Origin of the sequence: Helicobacter pylori (genome assembly GCF_001653475.1) — a bacterium.
GTDB classification, from domain to species: Bacteria; Campylobacterota; Campylobacteria; order Campylobacterales; family Helicobacteraceae; genus Helicobacter; species Helicobacter pylori_CM.
Window position 1 is genome coordinate 255,437 of record NZ_CP011487.1, and the last position, 17,523, is coordinate 272,959.

The 17,523-nt window shown below is 39.4% G+C and carries 8 protein-coding genes and 2 pseudogenes; 9 read left to right on the forward strand and 1 reads right to left on the reverse strand.

Going from position 1 to position 17,523, the window contains the following annotated elements; genetic code table 11:
- Positions 1 to 31 precede the first annotated feature (31 nt).
- The 6 genes and pseudogenes from imaA to AA974_RS01285 all read left to right on the forward strand — a co-directional run bounded on the left by imaA (position 32) and on the right by AA974_RS01285 (position 14,083).
- Positions 32 to 8,737, forward strand: a pseudogene (gene imaA, locus AA974_RS01260) (immunomodulatory autotransporter protein ImaA).
- A 47-nt stretch (positions 8,738 to 8,784) separates the two neighbouring features.
- Positions 8,785 to 10,002 carry a diaminopimelate decarboxylase gene (gene lysA, locus AA974_RS01265; protein WP_064433083.1) on the forward strand — a complete coding sequence of 406 codons (1,218 nt, stop codon included), beginning with the start codon at positions 8,785 to 8,787 and terminating at the stop codon, positions 10,000 to 10,002.
- Positions 10,003 to 10,006: 4 nt separating this feature from the next.
- Positions 10,007 to 10,297 carry a chorismate mutase gene (locus AA974_RS01270; RefSeq protein WP_064433084.1) on the forward strand — a complete coding sequence of 97 codons (291 nt, stop codon included), beginning with the start codon at positions 10,007 to 10,009 and terminating at the stop codon, positions 10,295 to 10,297.
- A 13-nt stretch (positions 10,298 to 10,310) separates the two neighbouring features.
- Positions 10,311 to 11,183 carry a DUF2156 domain-containing protein gene (locus AA974_RS01275; RefSeq protein WP_064433085.1) on the forward strand — a complete coding sequence of 291 codons (873 nt, stop codon included), beginning with the start codon at positions 10,311 to 10,313 and terminating at the stop codon, positions 11,181 to 11,183.
- Entirely contained in the window at positions 11,184 to 12,863 is a 1,680-nt protein-coding gene (locus tag AA974_RS01280) for a bifunctional chorismate-binding protein/class IV aminotransferase (protein ID WP_064433086.1), read from the forward strand.
- Positions 12,864 to 13,063: 200 nt separating this feature from the next.
- A complete protein-coding gene (locus AA974_RS01285; protein WP_064433087.1) occupies positions 13,064 to 14,083 on the forward strand; it encodes an aliphatic amidase in 1,020 nt (339 codons plus the stop codon).
- A 95-nt stretch (positions 14,084 to 14,178) separates the two neighbouring features.
- On the opposite strand, the gene flgL is transcribed toward AA974_RS01285, so the two are convergent.
- Positions 14,179 to 16,665, reverse strand: coding sequence for a flagellar hook-associated protein FlgL (gene flgL / locus AA974_RS01290; RefSeq protein WP_064433088.1), 2,487 nt, complete (start codon positions 16,663 to 16,665; stop codon positions 14,179 to 14,181).
- On the opposite strand from flgL, the pseudogene AA974_RS07990 reads away from it, so the two are divergent.
- The 3 genes and pseudogenes from AA974_RS07990 to rpmA all read left to right on the forward strand — a co-directional run bounded on the left by AA974_RS07990 (position 16,633) and on the right by rpmA (position 17,511).
- Positions 16,633 to 16,823, forward strand: a pseudogene (locus AA974_RS07990) (hypothetical protein). The gene flgL and the pseudogene AA974_RS07990 overlap by 33 nt on opposite strands.
- A gap of 92 nt (positions 16,824 to 16,915) precedes the next feature.
- The gene (gene rplU, locus AA974_RS01295) at positions 16,916 to 17,230 is read left to right on the forward strand and encodes a 50S ribosomal protein L21 (RefSeq protein WP_064433089.1); all 315 of its coding nucleotides are present in this window, start codon (positions 16,916 to 16,918) and stop codon (positions 17,228 to 17,230) included.
- 14 nt (positions 17,231 to 17,244) lie between these two features.
- Entirely contained in the window at positions 17,245 to 17,511 is a 267-nt protein-coding gene (rpmA, locus tag AA974_RS01300; RefSeq protein ID WP_000940618.1) for a 50S ribosomal protein L27, read from the forward strand.
- Positions 17,512 to 17,523: the final 12 nt, after the last annotated feature.

A 17,523-nucleotide genomic window follows, 5' to 3' on the forward strand; every position in this document is an offset into this window, starting at 1 on the left:
TACTATCTAGGAAATGAGAAAGTAGCGTTTAATGAAAAAGTTTAAAAAGAAACCAAAAAGTGTAAAACAATCGCATCAAAATCAAAAAACAATCTTAAAGCGTCCTTTATGGCTTGTGCCTTTACTAATCAGTGGGTTTGCTAGTGGGGTGTATGCGAATGATCTGTGGGATTTGTTAAACCCAAAAGTGGGGGGTGAGTATGTGCATTGGGTTAAGGGCAGTCAGTATTGCGCATGGTGGGAATTTGCAGGGTGTTTAAAGAATGTATGGGGGGCAAATCATAAAGGCTATGATGCTGGAAATGCCGCTAACTACCTATATTCTCAAAACTATCAAGCTATTTCTGTGGGTAGCGGGAATGAAACAGGGACTTATAGTTTAAGCGGTTTTACCAATTATGTTGGGGGCAATCTCACGATCAATCTAGGCAATAGCGTTGTTTTAGATTTAAGCGGTTCTAATAGTTTCACTTCGTATCAAGGTTATAATCAAGGCAAAGATGATGTAAGCTTTAATGTTGGCGCAATCAATTTAAACGGCACTTTAGAAGTGGGCAATCGTGTGGGAACTGGAGCTGGCACGCACACCGGCACAGCCACTTTAAACTTGAACGCTAATAAGGTCAATATCCATTCCAATATCAGCGCGTTTAAAACTTCGCAAGTGAATATAGGCAATGCCAACAGCACTATTATTATTGGTTCGGTTTCTTTAAGTGGGGATACTTGCAGTTCTTTAGCTGGTGTTGGCGTAGGGGCTAATTGCTCCACTTTTGGACCTAGCTATTCTTTTAAAGGGACGACTAGCGCTACTAATACGGCTTTTAGTAATGCGAATGGCAGTTTCACTTTTGAATAGGACGCCACTTTTAACGGGGCGAAATTGAACGGAGGGGCATTCACTTTCAATAAAGGATTTAGTGCTACCAATAATACCGCCTTTAATAGCGGCAATTTTCATTTTAAAGGTGCAAGTTCCTTTAACGGTGCAATTTTTAGTGATGCTTCCTATACTTTTGACCGTCAAGCCATTTTCCAAAACGGCTCCTTTAATGGGGGGACTTTCACTTTTAATCACCAAAACAATCAAACTAAAAGCGCTCAGCACCCCCAAATTTTATTTGAAAACAGCTCTTTTAGTGGTGGCGCTACCACTCTTAAGGGCTTTGTAAATTTCCGGCAAGCCTTTAACAATTCAAACCACCAATTGATAATGCAAAACGCTTCCTTTAATAACGCTCATTTTAACAATACCGGAAAAATTACCATTAATGAGAGCGCGAGCTTTAACAACACGATATTCAACACTTCTGTTAATACAAGCAACATGACCATTACCGGTAGCGTTACTTTAAGCGGTAAGAATGACTTGAAAAATGGCTCAACCCTTGATCTTGGGAGTTCTCAAGTTACTCTCACTCAAGGGACGACTTTCAATCTCACAAGTTTAGGGGGTAAAAATAGCGTAACGATTTTAAATTCCAGCGGTGGGATCACTTATAATAATCTTTTAAACCATGCGCTCAATAGCTTGACAAACGCCTTAAAAACGAACGAAAGCTCTTCAAGGCCGCAAACTTTCGCTTTGTGGGATATGATCACTTATAATGGGGTTATTGGACAGCTTTTGAATGAAAACATTGCGGCATCTAAACCCACTGACTCTTCGCTCTCTAAACCCTCTACAAACTCTATGCAAGTCTATCAAGTGGGTTACAAAATAGGGGATACTATCTACAAACTGCAAGAAACTTTTAGCCATAATTCCATCATTATTCAAGCTTTAGAGAGCGGGACTTACACGCCACCCCCCATCATTAGCGGCTCCAAATTTGACTTATCCGCTTCAAATTATATTAATTCTGACATGCCTTGGTATGATCATAAATATTACATCCCCAAATCTCAAAATTTTACAGAGAGCGGGACTTATTACTTGCCGAGCGTTCAAATATGGGGGAGCTATACGAACTCGTTTAAACAAACCTTTAGCGCGAGTGGTAGTAATCTGGTGATTGGGTATAACTCAACATGGACTGATCATAATATCTCTTCTAACGAAACGGTGTCTTTTGGGGACACTTCAGGGAGCGCTCTTAATGGGCATTGCGGGCCTTGGCCCTATTATCAATGCACAGGTACGACTAATGGAACTTATAGCGCTTATCATGTGTATATCACAGCGAATCTGCGTTCTGGCAATCGTATAGGCACGGGTGGGGCAGCTAATTTAATCTTTAATGGGGTAGATAGTGTCAATATCGCTAACGCTACCATCACGCAACATAACGCCGGGATTTATTCAAGCTCTATGACTTTTTCCACGCAAAGCATGGATCATTCGCAGAATTTGAATGCTCTAAACGCTAACGGCACGCTTTTGGTGTATAGCACAACTTTCACTAACCAAGCCAAAGACGCAAAATTCATTTTCAATGCAGGGCAAGCCGCTTTTGAAAACACCAACTTTAATGGAGGGAGTTACCAATTCAAGGGCGATAGCTTGAATTTTTCAAATAACAACCAGTTTAATAGCGGTTCGTTTGAGATTAGCGCCAAAAACGCTTCGTTTAATGACGCTAACTTTAACAATAGCGCTTCTTTTAATTTCAATAATTCTAACGCAACCACTTCGTTTATGGGGGATTTCACTAACGCTAATTCCAATTTGCAAATCGCCGGGAACGCTGTTTTTGGGAACTCTGCTAATCGTAATGGCTCTCAAAATAACGCTAATTTTAACAATACCGGTTCTGTTAATATTTCAGGGAATGCAACTTTTGATAATGTGGTTTTTAATGGCCCTACGAACACGAGCGTGAAAGGGCAGGTTACTTTAAACAACATCACTTTAAAAAATCTCAACGCCCCTTTGTCTTTTGGCGATGGGACGATTAGTTTTAACGCTTATTCTGTTATTAATATTAGTGAAGCTATCGCTAATGGCAACCCTATCACCCTTGTAAGCTCTTCTAAAGAAATTGAATACAACAACGCTTTTAGTAAAAATCTATGGCAGCTCATCAACTACCAAGGGCATGGGGCTAGCAGCGAAAAGCTCGTTTCTAGCGTGGGTAATGGCGTCTATGATGTGGTGTATTCTTTCAATAACCAAACCTACAATTTCCAAGAGATTTTTTCACAAAACAGCATTTCTATCCGGCGTTTGGGTGTTGGCATGGTGTTTGATTATGTGGATATGGAAAAATCGGATCATTTGTATTATCAAAACGCTCTCGGTTTTATGACCTACATGCCTAATAGCTATAACAATAATTTAGGGAATCCAAACAACACCATTTACTATTACGACAAGAGCGTTGATTTTTATGCGAGCGGGAAAACTTTATTCACTAAAGCGGAATTTTCTCAAACATTTACCGGGCAAAACAGCGTGATCGTTTTTGGGGCTAAAAGCATATGGGCGAATGAAAGCGATGCACCACAATCTAATACCATCATCCGCTTTGGGGACAATAAGGGGGCAGGGAGTAATGATGCGAGCGGGCATTGCTGGAATTTGCAATGTATAGGCTTTATTACAGGGCATTATGAAGTACAAAAGATTTACATCACCGGCAGCATTGAAAGCGGGAATCGCATTTCTAGCGGTGGGGGAGCGAACCTTAATTTTAACGGGCTTGAAGGCATTCTTTTAACGAACGCGACTTTGTATAACCGCGCCGCTGGCACGCAAAGCTCGTCTATGAATTTTGCTTCTAACAGCGCGAACATTCAGGCTCAAAACTCCTATTTTATAGACGATACCGCGCAAAATGGCGGCAACCCTAATTTCAGTTTCAACGCTTTGAATCTGGATTTTTCTAACAGCTCTTTTAGGGGCTATGTGGGGAAAACGCAATCGGTTTTTAAATTCAATGCCGCCAATGCGATTAATTTCACTAATAACACGAATTTAAGCTCTGGTTTGTATCAAATGCAAGCTAAAAGCGTGTCGTTTGATAACTCCAATTTAAGCGTTTCAATGGGGACAAGCAGTATTAAAGCCAATGCGATCAATCTTTCTCAAAACGCCTCTATCAATGCTAGCAACCATTCAACTTTAGAGCTTCAAGGCGATTTGAATTTGAACGACACCAGCTCGCTCAACCTCAACCAAAGCGCCATCAATGTTTCCCATAACGCCACGATCAACGATTATGCGAGTTTGGTTGCGAGCAATAACGCTCATATCAATTTTAACGGGACAACCCATTTCAATTCAGCGAATATTACTACGAGTTTGAATAATTCTTCTATCGTGTTTAAGGGAGCGATCTCTTTAGGAGGGCAGTTTAATTTAAGCAATCATTCTTCTTTAGATTTTCAAGGCTCTAGCGCGATTACCTCTAACACGGCGTTTAATTTCTATGATAACGCTTTTTCTCAAAGCCCGATCACTTTCCATCAATCCCTTGACATTAAAGCACCCTTAAGTTTGGGAGGCAATCTTTTAAACCCTAACAACAGCAGCGCGCTTAATTTGAAAAACAGCCAGCTTGTTTTTAGCGATCAAGGGAGTTTGAACATCGCTAACATTGATTTACTAAGCGATCTAAACGATAATAAAAATCGTGTGTATAACATCATTCAAGCGGGTATGAATAAGAATTGGTATGAGCGTATCAACTTCTTTGGCATGCGCATCAATGATGGGATCTATGATGCTATTAACCAAACTTATAGTTTCACTAACCCTCTCAATAACGCCCTAAAAATCACCGAGAGCTTTAAAGACAACCAACTAAGCGTTACGCTCTCTCAAATTCCGGGCGTTAAAAACACGCTTTATAACATTAGCTCTGAAGTCTTTAACTACCAAAAAGTTTATAACAACGCTAATGGCGTGTATTCTTATAGCGATGACGCAGAAGGCGTGTTTTATCTCACGAGCAATGTGAAAGGCTATTACAACCCCAACCAATCCTATCAAGCCAACGGCAGCAATAACACCACGAAAAACAATAACCTAACTTCTGAGTCTTCTATCGTCTCGCAAACCTATAACGCGCAAGGCAACCCTATTAGCGCGTTACATGTCTATAACAAGGGCTATCATTTCAATAATATCAAAGCGTTAGGCCAAATGGCTCTCAAACTCTACCCTGAAATCAAAAAGATATTAGGGAATGATTTTTCGCTCTCAAGTTTGAGCGCTTTAAACTCTAATGCGCTAAACCAGCTTACCAAGCTCATCATGCTTAACGACTGGAAAAACATTAATGAGTTTATTGATAACGCAAACAATTCGGTCGTGCAAAATTTCAATAACGGCGCTTTGATTGTAGGAGCGGCTAAAATAGGGCAAACGGACACCAATAGCGCGGTTGTTTTTGGGGGATTAGGCTATCAAAAGCCTTGCGATCACACCGATATTGTATGCCAAAAATTTAGAGGCACTTATTTAGGGCAGCTTCTAGAGTCCAGCTCGGCTGATTTGGGCTATATTGACACGACTTTTAACGCTAAAGAAATTTATCTTACCGGCACTTTAGGGAGTGGGAACGCATGGGGAACTGGGGGGAGCGCTAGTGTGACTTTTAACAGCCAAACTTCGCTCATTCTCAATCAGGCTAATATCGTAAGCTCGCAAACTGATGGGATTTTTAGCATGCTGGGTCAAGAGGGTATTAATAAGGTTTTCAATCAGGCCGGGCTCGCTAATATTTTGGGTGAAGTAGCAGTGCAATCCATTAATAAAGCCGGGGGATTAGGGAATTTGATAGCGGATACGCTAGGGAGTGATAGCGTGATTGGAGGGTATTTAACGCCTGAACAAAAAAACCAAACCCTAAGCCAGCTTTTGGGGCAGAATAACTTTGATAACCTCATGAATGATAGCGGTTTGAATACGGCGATTAAGGATTTAATCAGACAAAAATTAGGCTTTTGGACCGGGCTAGTGGGGGGATTAGCCGGATTGGGAGGCATTGATTTGCAAAACCCTGAAAAGCTTATAGGGAGCATGTCAATCAATGATTTATTGAGTAAAAAAGAGTTGTTCAATCAGATTACCGGCTTTATTTCCGCTAACGATATAGGGCAAGTGATAAGCGTGATGTTACAAGATATTGTCAAACCGAGTGAGGCTTTACAAAACGATGTAGCCGCTTTAGGTAAACAAATGATTGGCGAATTTTTAGGCCAAGACGCGCTCAATTCTTTAGAAAGCTTGCTGCAAAACCAGCAGATTAAAAGCGTTTTAGACAAAGTCCTAGCGGCTAAAGGTTTAGGGCCTGTTTATAAACAAGGTTTGGGGGATTTGATGCCTAATCTTGGTAAAAGAGGGCTTTTCGCTCCCTATGGCTTGAGTCAAGTGTGGCAAAAAGGGGATTTTAGTTTCAACGCGCAAGGCAATGTTTTTGTGCAAAATTCCACTTTCTCTAACGCCAATGGAGGCACGCTCTCTTTTAATGCAGGAAATTCGCTCATTTTTGCCGGAAACAATCGTATTTCGTTCATTAACCACACTGGAACGCTCAATTTATTGTCCGATCAAGTTTCTAACATTGATATTACCGCACTTAACGCCAGCAACGGCCTTAAGATTAACGCCACTAATAACAATGTTTCTGTGTCTCAAGGCAATCTGCTTATCAACGCTAGCTGTGTGGAACAAAACGATCCGACTACAGCTAGCGTTGCAAACCCTTGTGTGCTTATTGCCCAAAGCGTTAATGGCGCTTCTTCTAGTAATGCGTCAAATAATGCGCAAATCGCCTTGAACAATAACGATGAAAGCTTGATAATTACAGCGAATGATTTCAATTTTTCAGGCAATATTTACGCTAACGGGGTGGTTGATTTTTCAAAGATTAAAGGCTCTGCAAACATTAAAAACCTGTATCTTTACAATAACGCTCAATTCCAAGCCAACAACCTCACTATTTCCAATCAAGCGGTGTTAGAAAAAAACGCTAGCTTTAGAGCGAATAATTTAAACATTCAAGGGGCGTTTAACAACAACGCCACGCGCAAAATAGAGGTATTTCAAAATTTAACGATCGCTTCAAACGCTTCTTTAAGCACCGGAATTTATGGGTTAGAAGTAGGGGGGGCTTTGAATAATTTTGGAGCGATCCATTTTAATTTAGAAAATATTCAAACGCCAACGCCGCTCATTCAAGCAAAAGGGATCATTCATCTCAACACCACCCAAACGCCTTTTATAAATACCAATAACAGCATGGCGGATAATACGACTCACACTTTATTAAAAAGCAGCCGTTACATTGATTACAATATCAACCCAAACAGCTTGCAATCGTATCTGAAGCTCTATACTTTAATCAATATCAACGGGAACCACATGGAGGAAAAAAACGGCGTATTGACTTATTTGGGCCAACGGGTTTTGTTGCAAGATAAGGGGTTATTATTAAGCGTAGCGTTGCCTTCTTCAAACAATGCCTCTCAAAACAACATTTTAAGCCTTTCTGTCCTTTATAACCAGATTAAAATATCTTACGGCAATAAAGTGATGGATTTTACTCCCCCTACTTTACAAGATTACATTGTGGGCATTCAAGGGCAAAGCGCATTGAATCAAATTGAAGCTGTTGGGGGGAATAACGCTATCAAGTGGTTTTCAACATTGATGATGGAGACTAAAGAAAACCCGCTTTTTGCACCGATTTATTTAGAAAACCACTCTTTGAATGAAATCTTAGGCGTGGCTAAAGATCTTTTAAACACCGCAAGCTTGATTTCTAACCCTAATTTTAGGAATAACGCTACCAACCTTTTAGAATTGGCGAGTTACACCCAACAAACCAGCCGTTTAACGAAACTTTCTGATTTTAGGACTAGAGAGGGAGAGTCTGATTTTTCTGAGCGCTTGTTAGAGCTTAAAAACAAGCGTTTTAGCGAACCTAACCCTGGAGAGGTTTTTGTCAAATATTCACAATATAACAAACACTCAAATAACCTTTGGGTTCAAGGGATTGGGGGAGCGAGCTTTATTGCTGGGGGCAATGGCACGCTTTATGGCTTGAATGCGGGCTATGATCGGTTGGTTAAAAATGTGATCCTTGGGGGTTATGTGGCTTATGGGTATAGCGGTTTTAACGGGAACATCATGCATTCTTTGGCTAATAATGTGGATGTGGGGATGTATGCGAGGGCTTTTTTAAAAAGAAACGAATTCACTTTGAGCGCGAATGAAACTTATGGAGGCAATGCAAGTAATATTAATTCTTCTAACTCCTTGCTTTCTGTGTTGAGCCAAAGCTATAGTTACAACACATGGACAACGAGCGTGAATGGGAATTACGGCTATGATTTCATGTTCAAACAAAAAAGCGTGGTGTTAAAACCTCAAGTGGGCTTGAGCTATCATTTTATAGGCTTGAGTGGGATGAAAGGCAAAATGAATGGTGCTGCTTATGAGCAATTTGCCATGCATTCAAACCCCTCTAACGAATCGGTTTTAACGCTCAACATGGGGTTGGAGAGCCGTAAATATTTTGGTAAAAATTCCTATTATTTTGTAACGGTGAGATTGGATAGGGATCTTTTGATCAAATCTAAAGGCACTAATACGGTGCGTTTTGTGGGCGAAAACACTTTATTGTATCGCAAGGGGGAAATTTTCAACACTTTTGCGAGCGTGGTTACAGGGGGCGAAATGCATTTGTGGCGTTTGATGTATGTGAATGCGGGGGTGGGGCTTAAGATGGGGCTGCAATACCAGGACATTAATATAACCGGGAATGTGGGCATGCGAGTGGCGTTTTAGCTTTTTTGCTATAATGCTTCGTTCAAATTTTATGGTTAGGTTTTTCTATGTTTAATTATGAAGAGCTGTTTCAAACTCACAAAACCCCTTTTTACCTCTATGATTTTGACAAAATCAAACAGGCTTTTTTGAATTATAAAGAAGCGTTTAAGGGGCGTAAGTCTTTGATTTGTTACGCTTTAAAGGCGAATTCCAATTTGAGTATCCTCTCTTTATTAGCCAATTTAGAGAGCGGTGCAGATTGCGTTTCCATAGGCGAGATACATAGGGCTTTAAAAGCCGGGATCAAGCCTTATAGGATCGTGTTTAGCGGGGTAGGTAAGAGCGCGTTTGAAATAGAACAAGCCCTAAAACTCAACATTTTATTTTTGAATGTAGAAAGTTTTATGGAATTGCAAACGATTGAAAAAATCGCCCAATCTTTAGGGATAAAGGCTAGGATTTCCATTAGAATCAACCCTAACATTGACGCTAAAACGCACCCCTATATTTCTACCGGTTTGAAAGAAAATAAGTTTGGCGTGGGAGAAAAAGAAGCTTTAGAAATGTTTCTTTGGGCTAAAAAAAGCACGTTTTTAGAGCCTATTAGCGTGCATTTTCATATCGGTTCACAACTCTTAGATTTAGAGCCGATTATAGAAGCGAGCCAAAAGGTGGCTAAAATCGCTAAATCTTTGATAGCGCTAGGGATAGATTTGCGTTTTTTTGATGTGGGCGGAGGGATTGGCGTGAGCTATGAAAATGAAGAGACTATCAAGCTTTATGATTACGCGCAAGGGATTTTAAACGCGCTTCAAGGCTTGGATTTGACGATTATTTGTGAGCCGGGCCGTTCGATCGTGGCTGAGAGTGGGGAATTGATCACGAAGGTTTTGTATGAAAAAAAGGCCCAAAACAAGCGCTTTGTGGTTGTGGATGCGGGCATGAATGATTTTTTACGCCCCAGTTTGTATCATGCTAAGCATGCCATAAGGGTTATAACGCCCTCTAAAGGGCGTAAGATCTCGCCTTGCGATGTGGTAGGGCCTGTGTGTGAGAGCAGCGATACTTTTTTAAAAGATGTCCATTTGCCAGAATTAGAGCCAGGCGATAAATTAGTCATAGAAAAGGTTGGGGCTTATGGCTCTAGCATGGCCAGTCAATACAATTCACGCCCCAAACTCTTAGAACTAGCCCTAGAAGATCATAAAATCAGAGTGATAAGAAAAAGAGAGGCTTTAGAAGATTTATGGCGGTTAGAAGAAGAAGGCTTAAAAGGGGTTTGATGAGATGCAAAAGAATTTGGATAGTCTTTTAGAAAATTTAAGGGCTGAAATTGATGTGTTGGATAATGCATTGAGTGATCTTTTAGACAAACGCTTAGAAATCGCTTTAAAAATCGCTCTCATCAAACAAGAAAACCCCATTTATTGTCCCAAAAGAGAACAAGAAATTTTAAAACGACTCAGCCAAAGGGGTTTCAAGCATTTGAATGAAGAAATTCTTACGGGTTTTTATGTAGAGGTTTTTAAGATTTCTAGAAAATTTCAAGAAAACGCCCTAAAAGAGTTAAAAAAATAAAAGAGAGTTGTTTATGTTTGAAAAAATTACCCTAGCGCATAAGGACTTGTTTTCAAGGTTTTTAAGCGCTCAAAAAATCGTTTTATCGGATGTGAGTTTTACCAATTGTTTCTTATGGCAGCACGCAAGGCTCATTCAAGTGGCTGTGATTAGGGATTGTTTGGTGATTCAAACCACTTATGAAAATCAAAAACCCTTTTATTTCTATCCTATCGGTAAGAATACGCATGAATGCGTAAAAGAGCTTTTGAAGCAAGAAAAAAATTTAAGATTCCACTCTTTGACTTTAGAGCAAAAAGACGATTTGAAAGACAATTTTGTAGGGGTGTTTGATTTCACTTACAACAGAGATAGGAGCGATTATATTTATTCTATTGAAGAATTGATCGCACTCAAAGGGAAAAAATACCACAAGAAAAAAAACCACTTAAACCAGTTTTTAACTAATCATGCGAATTTTGTTTATGAAAAAATTTCTTCTCAAAACAGAAAGGAAGTTTTAGAAGCCTCTCAAGAGTGGTTTTTAGAAAGCCAGACAGATGATATAGGGCTAATCAATGAAAATAAGGGCATTCAAAGCGTTTTAGAAAATTATGAAAGCTTGGATGTGAAAGGGGGGCTTGTTAGGGTTAATGGCGAAATAGTCTCGTTTAGTTTTGGAGAAGTTTTAAACGAAGAAACTGCACTCATTCACATTGAAAAAGCCCGCATGGATATTGCAGGCGCGTATCAAATCATCAACCAGCAATTGCTTTTGAATGAATTTAGCCATCTGACTTACACTAACAGAGAAGAAGATCTAGGATTAGAGGGTTTGAGAAGGTCTAAAATGAGCTATAACCCGGTGTTTTTGATAGACAAATACGAAGCCGTTGCTAAAAATTAAATGATTTTTGGGGATTTTAAATATCAAAAAAGGGTTAAAAAACTCACAGCCACTAATCTTAATGAGCTTAAAAACGCCCTGGATTTCATCTCTCAAAATAGGGGGAATGGGTATTTTGTGGGGTATCTTTTATATGAAGCGCGCTTAGCGTTTTTAGATGAAACTTTTCAAAGCCAAACCCCTTTTTTGTATTTTGAACAATTTTTAGAAAGAAAAAAATATTCTTTAGAGCCTTTAAAAGAGCATGCGTTTTACCCTAAAATCCATAGCTCTTTAGATCAAAAAACTTATTTCAAGCAGTTTAAAGCCGTTAAAGAGCGTCTCAAAAACGGCGATACCTATCAAGTGAATCTCACAATGGATTTATTTTTAGACACTAAAGCCAAGCTAGAGCGCGTTTTTAAGGAAGTGATACACAACCAAAACACGCCTTTTAAAGCTTTTATAGAAAATGAGTTTAGGAGCGTTTTAAGCTTTTCACCGGAATTGTTTTTTGAATTAGAGTTTTTAGATACAGCGATTAAGATTATTACAAAACCCATGAAAGGCACGATCGCTCGCTCAAATAATCCTTTAACAGATGAAAAAAACCGATTGTTTTTGCAAAATGATGACAAAAATAGAAGTGAAAATGTGATGATTGTGGATTTACTGCGTAACGATTTGAGCCGTTTAGCCTTGAAAAATAGCGTGAAAGTCAATCAATTGTTTGAAATCATCAGCTTGTCTAGCGTGCATCAAATGATAAGCGAGATTGAAGCCCAATTGCCCCTAAAAACAAGCTTGTTTGAGATTTTTAAGGCGTTGTTCCCTTGCGGCTCTGTGACCGGATGCCCTAAAATAAAAACCATGCAAATCATTGAAAGTTTAGAAAAACGCCCTAGGGGGGTGTATTGCGGAGCGATAGGCATGGTTGAAGAAAAAAAAGCCCTTTTTAGCGTGCCTATCCGCACTTTAGAAAAAAGAGCGCATGAAAATTTTTTGCATTTAGGGGTAGGGAGTGGGGTAACTTATAAAAGTAAAGCGCCAAAAGAATATGAAGAGAGCTTTTTAAAATCCTTTTTTGTGATGCCCAAAATAGAATTTGAGATTGTAGAGACGATGAAAATTATCAAAAAGGATCAAAAATTAGAGATTAATAATAAAAACGCCCATAAAGAACGCTTAATGAATAGCGCCCAATATTTTAATTTTAAACATGATGAAAATCTTTTAGACTTTGAATTGGAAAAAGAAGGGGTTTTAAGGGTTTTACTCAATAAAAAGGGCAAGCTCATTAAAGAATACAAAACCTTAGAGCCTTTAAAAAGCCTAGAAATTCGTTTGAGTGAAGCCCCCATTGATAAACACAATGATTTTTTATACCACAAGACCACTTATGCCCCTTTTTATCAAAACGCTCGAATACTCATTAAAAAAGGCGTTATTTTTGATGAAATCTTTTATAACCAGGATTTGGAACTCACTGAGGGCGCTAGGAGCAATCTTATTTTAGAAATTCATAACAGGCTTTTAACCCCTTATTTTAGTGCGGGCGCGTTAAACGGGACGGGTGTGATGGGATTGTTAAAAAAGGGTCTTGTTGATCATGCCCCTTTAAAATTACAAGACTTGCAAAGAGCGGCCAAAATCTATTGCATTAATGCGCTATATGGCTTAGTGGAAGTGAAAATAAAATAACCATCAAAATAGAGCGACTAAAACCTCATTTTTTAGAAATAGGTTACCAAATAAAGCAAAAAAGTTAAAACCCGCCCACAATCATCATAATAATTAAAGTTTTCATATTCATTATAGATCCATTTACACAATTATTTTATAAATTCAAACAGAGGGTTTGTAGGAACTCTCATCAAAAAACAAGGAGTTATAGTTATAACATGAGACATGGAGATATTAGTAGCAGCCCAGATACTGTGGGTGTAGCGGTAGTTAATTATAAGATGCCTAGACTCCACACTAAAGAAGAGGTGTTGGAAAATTGTCGCAATATCGCTAAGGTGATTGGTGGGGTCAAACAGGGTCTACCTGGGTTGGATCTGATTATTTTCCCCGAATACAGCACGCATGGGATTATGTATGACAGACAAGAAATGTTTGACACAGCTGCAAGCGTTCCTGGAGAAGAAACCGCAATCCTTGCTGAGGCTTGTAAGAAAAACAAGGTTTGGGGAGTGTTCTCTTTGACTGGTGAAAAACACGAGCAAGCTAACAAGAATCCCTATAATACTTTGATTCTTGTCAATGATAAGGGTGAGATCGTGCAAAAATACCGCAAAATCTTGCCTTGGTGTCCTATTGAATGCTGGTATCCTGGGGATAAAACTTATGTGGTTGATGGGCCTAAGGGCTTGAAAGTTTCTTTGATTATTTGCGATGATGGTAACTACCCTGAAATTTGGCGCGATTGTGCGATGCGTGGGGCAGAACTCATTGTGCGCTGTCAAGGTTACATGTATCCTGCTAAGGAGCAACAAATTGCGATAGTGAAAGCTATGGCGTGGGCTAATCAATGTTATGTAGCGGTAGCGAATGCGACCGGCTTTGATGGGGTGTATTCCTATTTCGGGCATTCTAGCATTATTGGTTTTGACGGGCATACTTTGGGCGAATGTGGGGAAGAAGAAAATGGTCTTCAATACGCTCAGCTTTCTGTGCAACAAATCCGTGATGCGAGAAAATACGACCAAAGCCAAAACCAACTTTTCAAACTCTTACACAGAGGTTATAGTGGGGTTTTTGCTAGTGGTGATGGGGATAAGGGTGTGGCGGAATGCCCTTTTGAGTTCTATAAAACTTGGGTTAATGACCCCAAAAAAGCTCAAGAAAATGTAGAAAAATTCACTCGCCCAAGCGTGGGTGTGGCCGCTTGTCCTGTAGGCGATTTGCCCACGAAATAAAGGGCAAAAGGAGGGGGGCTTCATAGAAACTTAAAAGCGATTTTAATGTCTCTTTTAAATGTCTCTTTTTAGAACGCTTAAAAACCACCAAAAGATTACAAATATTTCGTTAAAGACAAATTATTGATTTTGTTCGTGGAAGCCAACACGGCGTTATAGTTGTTAGTGAGATTGGAAAATTTATTGTAAGTTTCTGCCATATCAGCACCAGTCGTTTCCCCACGAATGCTTTGAACTTGCGTTTTTAAAACTTCATTACGCCTGATAATGTTTTCAAACGCCTTACCATGAGTGCCGTTTTTAGCGATCATTTTTTCTATGTGATCGCTCAAGTGATCTATAAGGGTGATGCCGTTTTGAATGCCTAAATTACGCATGTCGCTAGAATAAGTATCCCCTAAAGCGTCCGGGCGATAAATCCCTTTCCTTACAGAAGTGATGATATTTTCTAATTGATCAAAAAAATTCACGCTTGGCTTGTCAATAATTAGAGCGTTATTGGCGTTTAATTTAAGGCTTGGTTTGTCGCTGTGCAAGGCGTTTTGAGAAAAATCATTCGCGTCTTTATCAAAAAACATGAACTGCATTTTGGTGTTTGAATGCATGTTGTCTTGGATAATGACTTTTCCCTCTTCATTCAAATTAACAGAAAGGTTGTCTTTAGCTTGTTTTAACAATTCAATAAATCGCTCCTTGCTTTCTTTTGAAGTAGGGTTATCGCTGATTTGTTGGTAGATTGTAGGGTCAGTATTGCTGTAATTGAGCGCGATACTCATCGCATCCATAAGTTGCCTGTAAGTGACTTCATTGGGTTTAGAAGCTTGAATATCAGCGGTTGTGGGGTCATAAAGCGGGATTTTAATGCCATTAGGCAAACTCAAAAAAGCCCCATTATTATCCAAGATCATTTGCACTTTTAAAAACAAGCCATTCACATCGTTTAATTTCATGTTGAAAACGCTGTTTTCTAAATTCCCCTTAGAGACTTCACTCAGTTTAGTAGAGCCATTAGCCGCGCCATTTTGAGCGATTTGAGCGGCATTGCTTTTTAATTTTGCCCCTTCTTTATTGAAATAGGTTTTTTGGTATTCGCTCGCATTATTAGTAGGGATACCGGCCACTTCTAGCCCTTTTTGGTCTAAGGTGCTTAAAACCAAAGAAATAGGCGATTGGTTAGAAGAATTGTCAATGATCCTCAAACGCCCATTTGTTTCAATTTCCACATCCACTTCATTATTAAAGCGTTCTTTAATCGCATCTTTCAAATCTTTAATCGTAGAATTTTTCACATCCAAAAGAATGGGAATATCCAAACCAATAGGGAGATTTGGGATTTTAATAGCGCTTGAATTGTCCAAACGGCTGGCATTGATTTTTAAAGTTTCCACGCTATTGCCAAAAATCTCGCTCAATTTAGTGTTTTTGTTGGCTAAAACATTGTCTTTAGTTACAAACACGCTAGGGATTTCAAGCGTTTTAGGATTATACATGTTGGGCACCGCTTTAACTTGGCTCAAGCTCCTATCAGTTACAAACGCGCTTTTGACATATTCAGTAACCCTTTTACCGCTCGAACGCAAGGCGTCTAAATCATCAAAATCCCCATCGCTAGAGATCAAATGAAAATCCAAATTTTCACTGCCAGGCGTTAGGTCTTTAATCTCAATTTGCCCCCAATTATTCAAACTCACATCCACGACTTTATTTTGCGAAGTGTTCCCGTAAGCATGACCGATTTTATCCAACAAATCGCTCACTTTAGTCGCGCTTTCTCGATTTTGATAAGCTTTATCCAGCGCGAATTTTTCTTTAAAACTAGAGCCATCAGGCCTAATGCCTTGCAAATAAAAAAACTCTTTAGGGTCATTGGTGGGGTCTTTATCGTTATCGCCGATAAGTTCTCGCAAGGTATCGCTGGGTTTAATAAAAACTTCTTCAGGTAATGAAGAATGCTCTAAAGCGTCCATCACATCAGGGTGGAGCTTGTTTTGATTGAATAATTTAATGTTGGTGGTGATGAGTTTGTGCTTGTCTTTATCTGTGCCTAAAAACAAATCTTGCCCACTGATATTATAAGGCACAAGGTTATCAGAGCTGATTAGTGCGTTTAAATCTTCGCCATTGCCATGGTATTTCCCTTCGCTATCAATGGGAGGTCTATCCACCTTGCTGCCCCCGAATAAAAATTCCCCCCCTATAGAGGTGTTAGCGACATTCATCATATGCTCCCTCAAGCGTTCCAAATCGTTAGCGATAGCGGTGCGAGAAGTTTCTGAATGCACATCGTTAGCGGATTGGATGAGCTTGGTTTTAAAAGCCTCCATCGTTTTAGAAAATTCTTGCAAGGCTTTGTCGGTATTGAGCGTTGAAGTGTAAGCGTTTTGAGCCACATCAATGCCTTGATCTAAGGTGTTTTCTTCGTATTGGAATTTTAAATTCTGGTTGTTAATGCCGCTGTTTTGATAACCATAACGGATTTTTAGCCCTGAAGCTATCTGCGTGTTAGCGTCGTTGATTTTGTTTTGTAAAGCGTTTTGATAGTTGTTCATTTGGTTGTATTTCGAGCCAAAGGTAACGCGCATGATCAAATCCTTGATTGGTTTTTTAACAAACAAGCTAAAAGTATTCCAAAACAAGTTGATAACAATGGTGAATGGTTTGAGTGGGGTAATAATGGCGGATAATAATAATGGCGGATTAATATGGGGTTATTTTGAGTAAAAAAAATCTTTCAATATGAATTTAATTTAAATTTAAAGTTAAATTTTAGCAAATACTCACTATAATAAGCGTTTATTTTAAAAAGAGCGTTCAATTTTTAAGGAAGTAGAAATGTCATACGCAATATTCAAGCATGGCGGTAAGCAATATAAAGTCGTTGAAGGCGATATTGTTTTACTGGATAAAATGAATAAAGAGCCTAAGACTTTAGTGGAATTAGTGGAAGTGTTAGCCGTATCCAAGGAGGGCAAGCTCTCTTGCGGGAAACCCTTTGTGAATGGGGCTAAAATTGAAGCGGAAGTGATCAATGAAGGGCGTGGCAAAAAAGTCATCACTTTCAAAAAACGCCGCCGAAAAGACAGCAAAACCAAGCGTGGTTTTAGAAGAGATTTCACTCGCGTTAGAATCACTAAAATTGTAGCATAAAGGAGTATTAAACAATGGCACACAAGAAAGGTCAAGGGAGCACGCAGAATAACAGAGATTCTGCAGGAAGACGCTTAGGCGTGAAAAAATTTGGCTCAGAGTTTGTGAGAGCAGGGAATATTATCGTGCGCCAAAGAGGCACTAAAATGCATCCAGGTAATAATGTGGGCATGGGGAAAGACCATACCTTATACGCGCTCATAGATGGCGTTGTGAAGTTTGAGCATAAAGACAGAAACCGCAAGAAGGTTTCTGTGGTTAGTCAAAATTTTGGGGAGTAGCGTAACCTTTAA